Below are 11,503 nucleotides of genomic sequence, written 5' to 3'. Positions count from 1 at the left end.
GGGGCCGTTCGTACCGAGTCATCGCCGACCTCACCCTGATCGCTGTGTCGGGTGCCACCGTGTGGGTTCTGTTCGGCTGGGTCGACAGCTGGGGCGTCGGAGCCGGGCTGTTCGGCGAGTCGGTGGGCCGTATTGCGGTGGCCGGTTGCGCCGTGTCGGCCGTACTGATCCGCCGACGGGTGCCGTCGGTGGCCGTCGTGGTCGTGGCGGGCCTGGTGGGGGTCGATCCGCTGACCGGCGGCGCGCTGGCGATCGTGGCCTATACGGCAGGTCTGCGCTGGTCGAGCCTGCCGCGCAGACTTGCTCTGCCGGCCGCATGTCTGGCCGTACCGGCTGCCGTGACCGCTGTCATCGCGGCCGAAGGGCCCCTGCCGCTGCTGCGGTACTCGGTCATGGTGGTGCTCGTCACCGGGGTCGTGTGCGGCGTGCTGCCCGGCCTGGTCGGGGCACTGGTCGGCCAGCGCGAGCGGCTGGTCAGGGCACTGCGGGAGCGCAGTTCCTCTCCGAGCAAGGCACACCGCGCCGCCGAGGAGCAGTCCAGATTGCGGGAACGGTCCCGGATAGCCGGGGAGATGCACGATCTGCTCGGCCACCGGCTGAGCCTGGTCGCGCTGCACTCCGGCGGTCTGGAGATGGCCAGCGAAGGAGGTCATCCCGAGATGCATCATTCGGGACTGCCCGGTACAAGAACAAGGACGAGATCTGGGACCACCTGGAGCGCTGCAGGAAGATTCTGGCCAGCTACCCCCATCTGCCCTGGACAACCCCCAGCGTCGCCCCCACCGAGCCGGACGTCTGCAGTCGCTGCATGTGCTGCGGGTGGCGGCACCCAGACTCACGCACCGTCCATGGAGTGATCATTAATCCTGGTCAGTACGCCGAGCTCAGCAATGCGGCCTTCGACTCCAGCATGTCCGTGGGCGACCTTTTGGCGACGCTCGTCATCCGCTACTTGGTGGCCCGCCACGAAGGGGGGACGGACCACCGAACAGCCCCACATGCCGGAGCGACGATCCCGAGCCAGCGCAGGTGAAGCGGACGACGCAGGAACGATGGAGCTTGCCGTCAAGTTCATGAGGCTCTAGGCACCTGCGACGGATCCCACCCAGGCTGGAACGCGCCCCCGCACGCTCCCACTGCCGCTGGGGGCGTGCCATAACGTGCCAGTAGGACGGGTCAACAGCGGTCATTAGTGGACGCTTCGAGGGGCCCGGAAGGGGTCACCTTATGGGCGTTTCCGCAGATCAGACACGACGTACACGTTCAAGTGCCGGGTGATTCCCAAGCTCATAGCGCGGGTTCGATTCCCGTCATCCGCTCTTGAATGAAGGCCCAGGTCAGCGACCTGGGCCTTCATCGTTTCCAGACCTATCCGATCTCGCCGCGCCTTCTGCGTGCGGCAAAGTCGCCGCTCACCACATCGAGTTCAGCCTGGCCGCCGGAGCTGGTTCTACCGGAAGGCCGGCAGGTTGCGCGCGACCCAGTCAGCGAAGGACCTGGCCGGACGGTGGAGGACGCTCTCCACGTCGGGGCTGATCTCCCGCTCGGCCGGCAGCGGGACGCCGAGGACGTCCAGCGTGCCGCCGATGACTTCCTCCGGCATGAACTGCGCCATGTGGGCGTGCGCGTCCTCGCGGGACAGTTCCACGAAGGCCACGTCCTCGCCCAAGGCCTTGGATATCACTGCGGCCTGCGACCGGGGGCTGATCGCCTCGGGGCCGGTCAGGTCGTACGTACGGCCCGCGTGGCCGCCCTCGCGCAGCGCGGCAGCGGCGACTTCGGCGATGTCCGCCGGGTCGATGACGGGCAGCGCCACATCTGCGAACGGGGCGAAGACCGTGCGCTTCGTGCGGACCGACTCGGCCCAGGCGAAGGCGTTGGAGGCAAAACCGCCCGGACGCAGGATGGTGAAGTCCGGTCCGGACTCACGCACGGCGGCCTCGAACTCGCGCAGGCGGGTGTGCGAGAGGGCCTCGGGGCGGGTGGAGCTGACCTGGGAGGAGAGCAGGACGACCCGCTTGACCCCGGCAGCCTCGGCCGCACCCGACAGGGCCTTCGGGCTCTCGCCGTGGCCGTTGAGCTCGCCACCCAGCAGGATGAAGAAGGCGTCGGCGCCATCGAGGACCGGCCGCATGCTCGCGGCGTCTCCGACGTCGGCCTGGGCGTACCGGACGCCGGCCTGAAGCCCAACGGGCTGCGGCTGCCGCGAGACAGCCACCACCTCCTCGCCGGCCTCGGCCAGCAGCGGCACCAGCGTCCGCCCGATGTTGCCGGTCGCACCCGTCACTACGATCATTGCGATCCCCCAAGTTAGTTAGTTGGCTGACTTGGATGGACCCTAACACGAATCTCCGGGGCGCTGCCTATAGTTGGTTGGGTGACTGACTCAGTGAAACCCCGGGTGGCGCGGGGGGCCGACAAGCGCCGACGGCTCACGGCCGCGGCAGCCCAGGTCCTGCACGAGCAGGGCGTCGAACGGACCACCCTCGCCGACATCGCGCGCGTGGCCGAGGTCCCCGTCGGGAACGTCTACTACTACTTCAAGACCAAGGACGAGCTGGTCCAGGCCGCACTGTCCGAGCACAGCGCGCACCTGGATGAACTCACCCGTCAGCTGAACGAGATGACCGACCCCCGCGGCCGCCTCAAGGCCCTGATCGAAGCCTGGGTCGGCCAGCGCGACATCGCCGCCCGCTACGGCTGCCCCACCGGCACCCTGGCCGTCGAACTCGACAAGCGTGCGGACGGGACCCTCGACGCGGAGGCCGGCGCAGTGATCCGACGCCTGCTCGACTGGGCCGGACAGCAGTTCCGCGCCCTGGGCCTGCCCGACCCGGACGACCTCGCCGTCACCCTGGTTTCCGGCTACCAGGGCATGTCGCTGCTGGCCAACGCCCTGCGCGACCCGGACATCATGACCCGCGAGGGAGCCCGCCTCCTCACCTGGATCGACTCCCTGAAGGCTCCCCGCCAGACCCCCTGACCCCTGACCAGCGAGCACCACGGACACATCCCGGTCAACCGTGCGGCCTCCGCTCCCAAAGGGGCGTGCCATTACGTGCCGGTCGGGGTGGTAAACAGCGGTCACCACGGGTGCATCCAAGCCCTGCGCCGGGCGGGACCACAGGAACCGTTTTCGCAGGTCAGAGCCCATATATCACGTCAAGTGCCGGGTGATTCCCACCCTCCGCGTGCCCCAACTCGCAGGAATGCCCTGCCCGGAGGGCCTTTCCCGCACCACTTGCACCACCTGGGCGCACATCCGTCTCGGATCGCGAGACGCATTTCCTGCGACCTGCGCCACAGATCACCAGGGGTTCGCGCATTCGCCTCCACAAAGCCGGGGCCGCAACCGCCCACCCGATCCGGTCAGTTGGTGTGGGTAGTGGGGAGGTGGGTGCCGATGTACCCGACGTGGACCTGGCCAGTGCGGCCGCTGGTGTCGTCGTAGAGGTGGAGGCACCCGTTCGGCGGAGCGCATTCAGGATGCGCTTCGGGCGCCTGCCGAATTGCGAGGAAATATCGTAGGTCGTGATCGTTTCTGCATGATCAGCTCCTCGGCATGATCACACGTGCCAAGCTCGCGCTCGCGAGCGCCGCCACCGCCGCCCTGGCCCTCACCGCCCCGCTGGCGGCCGCCTCCCCGTCCACCGCCGCCCCGGAGCCCACCCCCGCGCCCCTGACCACCGCGGCCAACCCCGTACCCGGCAACTACATCGTCACCCTGGAGAAGGGGGTGGACGCGGCGAAGGCCGCGCAGAAGCTGGGCCTGAAGCCGTCGTTCCTCTACACGTCGGCACTGAACGGCTTCGCGGTGCCGCTGACCTCGCTCCAGCTCACCATCGTCCGCAACAGCCTGGGCGTGAAGGCGGTCGAGGAGGACGCGAAGGTGCAGTCCGTCCCGCAGCCCACCACCGCGCCCGGCACCCGGGCGCCGTCGAACTCCTGGGGCCTGGACCGGATCGACCAGAAGGAACTGCCGCTGGACAACAGCTTCACCGTCGAGGGCAACGGCGCCGGGGTGACCGCGTACATCCTCGACTCCGGCATCGACTACAGCCACCCCGAGTTCGGCGGGCCCGACAACTCACGTGCCACCTTCGGCTTCGACGCCGTCGGCGACGGCCGCAACGGCCAGGACTGCCAGGGCCACGGAACGCACGTCGCGGGCACGGTCGCCGGCAAGACGTACGGCGTGGCGCGCAAGGCGAGCCTGGTCAGCGTCCGCGTCCTGGGCTGCGACGGCAAGGGCACCTGGTCGGGGATCATCGCGGGCATGGACTGGGTGGCGAAGAACGCCAAGCAGCCGGCCGTCCTGAACGGCTCCCTGGGCGGGGACAGGTCGGACGCGGTCAACAACGCCGCCACCGCCTTGTCCGACGCGGGTGTCCTGCCGGTCATCGCGGCGGGCAACAGCTCGAAGGACGCCTGCTACATCTCGCCGGCGTCCGCCCCCCGCGTGCTCACGGTTGCTGCGAGCAACCAGTGGGACGAGGAGACCGACTTCTCCAACTACGGCAGTTGCGTCTCCCTCTACGCCCCCGGACAGGCCATCGTCTCCGCGAAGCTCGGTGGCGGCAGCGTGGCCCTCGACGGCACGTCGATGGCCGCGCCGCACGTCGCCGGTGTCGCCGTCCTCTACAAGCAGGCGCACCCGAACGCGGACCCGGGCGAGATCAACGAGTTCCTCGACGGCGAATCCACCAAGGACGTCCTGAAGAGCATCAGCAAGAGCAGCCCCAACACCCTGCTCTTCACCGGCGGCCTGTAGCCCCAGGCCCCACCGGCGCCCCGACGGCCTCGCCGTCCCGCTCGACGCCGACGACGTCGGGGCGCGCCCGCAGTGCCGCCAGCTGCTCCCCGTCGAGGTCGGCGGCGAAGCCGGACACCGCGCTGGCATAGACGTACCGGGCCTCGACGACGCCGGTCTCGCGCATGACCCGCTCGGGATCGGCGCCCGGGGCGAGGGTGACGATGTACGGCCCGCCCTCGCCCTCCCCGGCACTCGCCGACGCCACCCACGGAGCGGCGTACGCGGCGGGGGCGAGGGCGACGGGCGCGCCGAGCAGCAGGACGGCGGCCACAACAGGACGCAGGATCGGGCGCACGGGGAACTCCGTTTCGTCGGGGGACAGCGGCTACCCCCTCCTTCGGCCACCACGCCCCGCACCTTGAACATCCGGCCCAGGGCGCCTGCCTCAGCCCTTCAAGAAGGCCCGACCCCCGCCCGGCTAGCCGGTCCAGGACTCGGGAACCGTTCACGCCTCCCGCACGGCCCTCGGCTCGGGTACCGCCTTGTTGCGGGCGGCCCGGACCCTGGCGTCGATGCCTCCGGCGACCTCCTGCTGACGCTCGTCGTCGGAGTGCTGGTAGATCATCGCGGCCTTCTCCGAGGAATGGCCGGCGCGGACCATCGTGTCCTTGAGCGTCGCGCCGGACTGGGTGGAGAGAGTGTGGCCGGTGTGACGCCCTTCCGCTCCATAGCAAAGCCCCAGGTCAGCGACCTGGGGCTTCGTTGTTGTCTAGACCCCTCAGGGCCCGCGTGCCATTTGCGTGCCACAAGTGCCCTCACTGAGAGGCAGGTTGAGCCCCGATCGCTACTCGAAGGCCTCCAGCAGAACGGTAGGTCCGAGCCTCACCCCCGCCGTTTCAACGCCCGTGCCGCGCGGGGGAGCTCTTCCTGGAGCAGTCGGCCGGCCAGGGCGCCGCCGAACACGACGACGCCCACGCCGACCAGCCAGGACTGGATGACCAGGACGGTTCCGAACGGGCCGTAGGTGACGGCGCTGGATGCGGTCAGCGGTGAGAACACGAGCCGGGAGAAGAGCCTGAGGCCGAGCAGCCCGAGCATGGTGGCGACCGCCCCGGGCAGCAGGGTGGCCCAGGCGACCCGGCCGCCGAGCAGGAGCCGCTGGGACCACCAGAAGAACAGGGTGCCGCTCAGCACGGTGACCACCCCGCGGGCCGAGGAGCCACGCCACAGGGGTGTGATCGCGGACAGGAAGAGGAGCCCGATGAGGACGGCGAGCCACATCACGTGCCGCCACCTGGCCCACCAGCGGGCCGGGGGCAGATCCCAGATCTCCTCGTAGCCGCTCTGCACCGCCGCACCGAACGACAGCCCGAATACGGCGAGCACGGCGAGGCCGAACGCTGTCGTGGTCCGCCACGCCTGGCCCGGCAGAGCGAACAATCCCTCGATCTCCTGCCTGGCGGCCGTCGAGACACCGAGCCCGTCCCCGAGCCACTGCGCGAACCCCCGCCCGCTCGCCGGATCGGCTGCGGACACGACGATCAGCAGCGGCACCAGCGTCAGGAACCCGAGCGCCGCGAATCCCAGTGAACGCTGCCACAGGTCGAGATCACTGCCCCGCCCCCACCGGCGTCCGGCCCGCGAGCGGCGGATCGCGCTGCGCAAGCGACCGAGCGGAGAGAAGCGGCCTCCGGCATCGGACGGGATGCCCTCGCTAGGGCGCACTTGAGCGTGTCCCCGACCCCGGGTCCTCGGTCGGCTGCTCTGCCGAGGCGCCGTGCTCAGGAGCTTTGCGCCAGCGGGCCTCGCAGAACGAGTAGAGGCCGAACAGCAGGAGGCCCACGGCCGCGGCGATCAGCAGCACGGGCCCGGCGGGTGTGGTGGCGAACGAACGTAGCGTCTCGTCCATGCCCTTGGCTCGGCCGGGATCGAACTGCACCGCGGCCAGCAGGACGAACAGCCCGGCCACCGCCGCGACCACCCCGCACGCCACACCCCCGACGATGCCCAGCCCCGCGACGATGCGCCGCGTCGGCCCGCTCATCTCGCCCGTCCGGAGATTCTCCTCGAACTTCCGCATCAGGCTGCGCACCACGATCACCACGCCCACGATGACCAGGACGGCTCCGACCACGCCGACGAGCACCCGCCCGAGGGGCCAGTCCAGCACCCTCGCGGTGTACTCCTTCGACGTCTCATCGCCGGGACGACCTCCGGCGGACCCGCCGACCAGCGCGGTCTGCACCACGCCGATACAGATCACGGTGTAGAAGACCGCCAACCCCAAAGAGCCCAGGCGCCGGGTCCACTTGTCACCGCCCGTCACCGCCTGTCCGAACGCGGCCTCGGACAGCCGCCACAGCGCCATCGCCGCCAGCCCCACCACCAGCGCCCACAGCAGCACCCGGCCGAACGGCTGCTCACCGACGGTCCGCACCGCACCGGACCGGTCGGCCTCCTTGCCACTGTCGCCGCCGAAACCCATCTGCACGGCCAGCAGCCCCACCAGCACGTAGATCACACCCCGCGCGCAGAGTCCGACCCTGGACAGGACCTCCATGGCGCGGCTGTTGGACATGCGCCGCCCCTGGGACCTGGCGTGGGCGGCATCCTTCTTGATGGCCATACGTGGCACCTCCGGGGCCCTGCCGTGAGGCCGGCAGGGCGCGCGCAGTGGTCAGTGCTTGAAGGCGTCCTTGATCTTCGCCCCGGCCTGCTTGGCGTTGCCCTTGACCTGGTCACCACGGCCTTCGGCCCGCAGGTGCCAGCTGCCGGTGACACGGCCGACGGTCTTCTTGGCGCCGCCCTTGACCGCCTCGGCCTTGTGCGCGATCTTCTTGCCGATACTCATCCGTGGCCACCCTTCGTAAGTCGCCGGAATGTGGCGCCTACCGGGGCTCCGATCGGTGCTTGAACGGGTTGAGCCCCCTGCGGTGCCCGCCATCCGGGTCGGGCTCCCGCACACCTGTCGTCTGCGGGCGGTCGATGCCGCGCTGGTCCACGACGTCTGCACGGTCGTTGCCGGCGGCTGTCCCCCGGCGCGCCGTGCGTCCGGGGCGTGCGTCATTGCTGCGGTAAGAGGTACGGCGACGGCGGGCACCGGCCACAACAAGGCTCAGCCCGAGCAGGGCCACTGCCCCGACGACGATGCCGTAGAGGAAGAGGGTGCCGGTGGAGCCGGTGACGTGGTAGTCGAATACGGAGAATCCGCCGGTCAGCTGGTGGGCGGTGCCGTCATTGGTGAGGACGCCGGCCACGCCGACGACCAGGGCGGCAATCAGGAGGACGAGTCCGAGGATGACGAGCATGGCACGCTCCAGAGGTCTGGTCGCTGCTTCTCCACGGTAGGACTGTCCTGCCCGCGAAGCCACAGCCAGAGGGCGGATCCACCCTGGAAGCGGGGACGACCTCGCACACCCCGTGAGATGACACAAGGTCGGCGGAAGGCACTACGGGCAGACGCCCCTGTTTCCCCCGCGGGCCCCCGTCTCGCACGAGCCCGGCGCCGAGCACGCGTACTGCATGGCACTTCAACGACTCCCTGCCCGGTGTCCGCTGGCGCAGCAGGAAGCACCACGGGCGGGCGCCAGGTGCCTCCGGTCAGCCGGACGACCCCAGTCGTCGATGGCGTGCCGCAGGACGACCAGGCGCCGCAAGGTGCCCGGAGTCATGGCGTCGCCTGGTGCTGGTGGCCGACCTCGCGCGCGAGGTCCAGCCCGAGGACGCGGTCGAGAAAGGCGAACGCCTCGAACTTGGCACCGGCCGGCACGTCGGCGCGCTTCGCCACGCTGTCCAGCATGTCCAGGACAGCGGGGACGCCGAGATCATCGGCGAGCGCGGCATGGGCCTGTCGCAGCACGTCGGCGGGGATCGGCCTGGACGGCTCCTGCGCCCAGTCGGCCACCTGCTGCCGCCAGCGCCTCAGCATCCGCCGGGCCTCGACGAGCGCGGCGCTGGTGACCATGACCGGCGTGCGGTAGGCGTGGCCGAGCAACAGCATCCTCACAGCCAGCGGATCGGTCCCCTCTCGGGCGAATGCGTCCGGGAGACCAGCGACGAGAAGGTGGCCATCGTCCGGGACGCCCCCGTCCGGTGGTACTGCGCCGACCTGGCCCGCCTCGATCCGGACCCCGCCGACGGCGTCCTGCACGGCGGTGCCGTACGCGAGCACGTGCACGTCGGCAGCGGCGCACATCGTCTCGGTCAGATGCTGAACGCCGACGGTCGCGGGCGGGTGGATGCCGAGAACAGCCATGGCCCGTTCGAGCGTCTGGGCCGGCTCAGGCGGCAGGTCCGGCGTAGTGAGGACCGTGACGGACTGCAGCCCATGCAGCTCCGCGGTGCGCGCCAGTACGTCACCGACCAGAGGCGCCCGCACATGCACCGCGCCGATCCCGGTGTCGATGACCGGCAGGTGGACGCAGATGCGCAAAAGGTGGCGGTGTGCGGAGGGGATCTCCACGAGGCGGCCGGTGCGGCTGTCGGCGATACGCAGCATGATGCGGAGGTTAGTCGTGGAAACCTCCGGTGCAGGGGAGGACCTGACCACGTCGGCTGTCCGGCCTGTATCGCCGGGAAAAGTCCTCCCGGGACCGCGTGGTCTCCAGCCGCAACAGGGCCGTACCTGACCGCCTGGTGGATCGCATCCGGCAGGAGCAGCGGGGGCGTGCGGGGGGTGTCGGAGTCAGCCATGTGGGTCCGCCCGTCTACGGGGTGCGGCCGTACTGCGTCGCAGGTCGGCACCAGTGCGGTGCCGTCGGGCGACGTGCGCGGGCCTGCCGTCCTTTCACGGCACTCCCGCCGCCCGCTCCACCGCCCGCCGCAAAATACCTGCTCAGGCCGGTCACAGTCCGTCGAACAGGCGTACAGTGAAAGCACCGGAAGTACTTCGCACACCGGCTTTCACGCGGGTGTCATTTCCGGCGATCGCCTAAAAACCGGGCTGCCGACGGGCAGTCCGGGGGCAGGTCCACAGCATGAGCACCCTCCTCGACCGGACCGCGCCCCGCGACCTCGCCGCAGAGCTTCCGGCCCGCTTGTCCCTCACCCCGAACACCACGCTCGCCGGCCAGCTGGACGGCGCCTGGTGGCCCCGCTCCCGCGACCTCGCAGCCGAGCTCCCACCGCTCGCCGCGGCCCTGGAGGAACCCTGGGGCCGCATCACCCGCGTCACCGTGAACCCCACCCGCTGGCCCGTCATACCGCACACCGTTGCCATGGACGGGCGCACGCTGCACGTGGGCTGGTTCACCGAACAGGACCCCGACAAGCTGATCCTGCTCTCCTACACCCTCGGCCGCTGGGACCTCCTCGTCATCCCGCCCGAGACCGCACCCGCAGCCGCAGGCCGCCTGATGGCCGCCGCGGCGATCCCCGGCAGCGTCCTCACCGCGGGCGTCCTGATGGCCAACGAAGCCGCCATCGGGCGCGGCATCCGCGACGCCCGTCGCGGGGAAGACACCTGGGAGGGCGAAGGCGGGGCATGCATGTCCCCCTTCGGGAACCCGATGGACCGGAGCACCTTCCCGCTGCCCGGAAAGGGCTGGAGGTGAGCCTCATGGAGACCGCCGTCCTCATCGCGGTGATCATCCTCGCGATCGCCATCGGAATGCGCTGGATCCACCTGCTGAACGCCCAGCACGACGCGCGGATCGCGGCCTACCACTTCAGCGACCCCCTGCCGAGGCCTCCCGGCCTACCGGACGACACCGGTCGTCGAGCCCTCCACTCGGATGCCGACCGGTGAGGAACAGACCTTCCTCCGACCGGGGGCAGCGGTCGGGGCGCCACGGTGCCCCGGCCCGCCGGCCTCTCACCTCCCTGAAAGGGAACACGCCCACGTGAAACACATCGAGACCCAGACCCTGCCGTCGCTCGGGCACGCCGAGGTACGGATCATCGCGCGCACACCCGAAGCCGCCCGCGCGGTCGCGGAAGCCCTCCGCGGGTGCTTCGCAGGAGCGGAGCAGCGCAGCTACCCCGGCCTCGACGGCGACACCCGCCTCCACCTCACCGTGGACACGGCAACACCCGCCGTCCCCGCCCGCTCCTGGCTGGCCGCCAGCCGGACCCCCGTCGGCGCCGGCGCCCACTCCGACGAGATCTGAGAAGCCCCGGCGGGACCCGGAGCGCAGCTGCGGCGCGACCTCCACGTACCGGAACAGGACCTGGCCGCCGGCGGCTCGACTGCAGGTGATCCACAGCCCATCTACCGGTCCGAAGCCGGCCGGTGCTTCCTGGAGTCACGCCCAGTCGAAGTCCTGACGCCCGACGGCGTACGCGTCCATCTGCCCCTGCTGGACGGCGGCGACCAGGTGGGGGTCCTGGCGGTCACCCTGGACGGATATCGACGACGACGCCCGGCGCCTCCTGCGCAGGATCGCGGGCCTGAAGAACGGCTACACCGACCTCTTCCTCCGCACCCGCCGCAGCGAACCGATGAGCGTGGCCGCGGAGATCCAGTGGTCCCTGTGGACAGCTTCGGCTACGCCCTGAACGGCGACGTCCTGCACCTCGCCATGGTCGACGATGGGGCACGGCCTGGACGCGGCCACGATGGCCACGGTGGCCATCGGCGCGTACCGCCCCGCCCGCCGGATCAGCATCGAACTGTCCGAGATCTACCTCTTCATGGACCGGGCCGTCGCCGAGCAGTTCGACCCGGACACGAACACGGGACGCCTCCAGTGGGTGACAGCCCCACGACCCTCCCCGTCGGCTTCGGAGGGCCCAGCCCCAGGTCACGCGGCG

The 11,503-nt window shown here is 70.4% G+C and carries 13 protein-coding genes and 2 pseudogenes; 7 read left to right on the top strand and 8 right to left on the bottom strand.

Features of this window, described 5'->3' with window-relative positions; translation table 11 throughout:
• The first annotated feature begins 44 nt into the window (after positions 1-44).
• On the top strand, positions 45-857 hold the full coding sequence (locus ACZ7GJ_RS33030) for a histidine kinase (RefSeq protein ID WP_470756914.1): 813 nt from the start codon (positions 45-47) through the stop codon (positions 855-857).
• A gap of 593 nt (positions 858-1,450) precedes the next feature.
• Here ACZ7GJ_RS33030 and ACZ7GJ_RS33025 read toward each other — a convergent pair.
• Positions 1,451-2,296: an NAD(P)H-binding protein gene (locus ACZ7GJ_RS33025; RefSeq protein WP_470756912.1), complete on the bottom strand. Its 846-nt coding sequence runs from the start codon at positions 2,294-2,296 to the stop codon at positions 1,451-1,453.
• 81 nt (positions 2,297-2,377) lie between these two features.
• On the opposite strand from ACZ7GJ_RS33025, the gene ACZ7GJ_RS33020 reads away from it, so the two are divergent.
• Together ACZ7GJ_RS33020 and ACZ7GJ_RS33015 are read left to right on the top strand one after the other, a co-directional pair.
• Entirely contained in the window at positions 2,378-2,983 is a 606-nt protein-coding gene (locus ACZ7GJ_RS33020) for a TetR/AcrR family transcriptional regulator (protein ID WP_470756910.1), read from the top strand.
• Between the two features lie 579 nt (positions 2,984-3,562).
• A complete protein-coding gene (locus ACZ7GJ_RS33015) occupies positions 3,563-4,771 on the top strand; it encodes a S8 family peptidase (protein ID WP_470756908.1) in 1,209 nt (402 codons plus the stop codon).
• Here the strand turns inward: ACZ7GJ_RS33015 and ACZ7GJ_RS33010 are convergent.
• The 7 genes and pseudogenes from ACZ7GJ_RS33010 to ACZ7GJ_RS32980 form a co-directional block, all read right to left on the bottom strand.
• The gene (locus tag ACZ7GJ_RS33010) at positions 4,755-5,108 is read right to left on the bottom strand and encodes a protease inhibitor I9 family protein (RefSeq protein ID WP_470756906.1); all 354 of its coding nucleotides are present in this window, start codon (positions 5,106-5,108) and stop codon (positions 4,755-4,757) included. The genes ACZ7GJ_RS33015 and ACZ7GJ_RS33010 overlap by 17 nt on opposite strands.
• A 150-nt stretch (positions 5,109-5,258) precedes the next feature.
• Positions 5,259-5,468 (bottom strand): annotated as a pseudogene (locus tag ACZ7GJ_RS33005) (tyrosine-type recombinase/integrase); the annotation flags it as partial.
• A gap of 167 nt (positions 5,469-5,635) precedes the next feature.
• Positions 5,636-6,418, bottom strand: a complete 783-nt coding sequence (locus ACZ7GJ_RS33000; RefSeq protein WP_470756904.1) for a YhjD/YihY/BrkB family envelope integrity protein — start codon at positions 6,416-6,418, stop codon at positions 5,636-5,638.
• Between the two features lie 49 nt (positions 6,419-6,467).
• Positions 6,468-7,379: a DUF1206 domain-containing protein gene (locus ACZ7GJ_RS32995; RefSeq protein WP_470756902.1), complete on the bottom strand. Its 912-nt coding sequence runs from the start codon at positions 7,377-7,379 to the stop codon at positions 6,468-6,470.
• Positions 7,380-7,430: 51 nt separating this feature from the next.
• Entirely contained in the window at positions 7,431-7,604 is a 174-nt protein-coding gene (locus ACZ7GJ_RS32990) for a CsbD family protein (RefSeq protein WP_362064443.1), read from the bottom strand.
• Between the two features lie 37 nt (positions 7,605-7,641).
• A complete protein-coding gene (locus ACZ7GJ_RS32985; protein ID WP_470756900.1) occupies positions 7,642-8,061 on the bottom strand; it encodes a hypothetical protein in 420 nt (139 codons plus the stop codon).
• A gap of 359 nt (positions 8,062-8,420) precedes the next feature.
• On the bottom strand, positions 8,421-9,251 hold the full coding sequence (locus ACZ7GJ_RS32980) for a hypothetical protein (protein ID WP_470756898.1): 831 nt from the start codon (positions 9,249-9,251) through the stop codon (positions 8,421-8,423).
• A 478-nt stretch (positions 9,252-9,729) separates the two neighbouring features.
• On the opposite strand from ACZ7GJ_RS32980, the gene ACZ7GJ_RS32975 reads away from it, so the two are divergent.
• The 4 genes and pseudogenes from ACZ7GJ_RS32975 to ACZ7GJ_RS32960 form a co-directional block, all read left to right on the top strand.
• Positions 9,730-10,305 (top strand): DUF5994 family protein, encoded by a 576-nt coding sequence (locus ACZ7GJ_RS32975; protein ID WP_470756896.1) that lies wholly within the window; start codon positions 9,730-9,732, stop codon positions 10,303-10,305.
• A 5-nt stretch (positions 10,306-10,310) separates the two neighbouring features.
• Entirely contained in the window at positions 10,311-10,499 is a 189-nt protein-coding gene (locus ACZ7GJ_RS32970; protein WP_470756894.1) for a hypothetical protein, read from the top strand.
• A 94-nt stretch (positions 10,500-10,593) separates the two neighbouring features.
• Positions 10,594-10,860: a hypothetical protein gene (locus tag ACZ7GJ_RS32965; protein ID WP_470756892.1), complete on the top strand. Its 267-nt coding sequence runs from the start codon at positions 10,594-10,596 to the stop codon at positions 10,858-10,860.
• Positions 10,861-10,920: 60 nt separating this feature from the next.
• Positions 10,921-11,467 (top strand): annotated as a pseudogene (locus ACZ7GJ_RS32960) (SpoIIE family protein phosphatase); the annotation flags it as partial.
• Positions 11,468-11,503: the final 36 nt, after the last annotated feature.

Source organism: Streptomyces sp. NPDC037242 (genome assembly GCF_055604165.1).
Note: the sequence above shows the minus strand (reverse complement) of the source record. Positions and strands in the feature narration are given on the sequence as shown.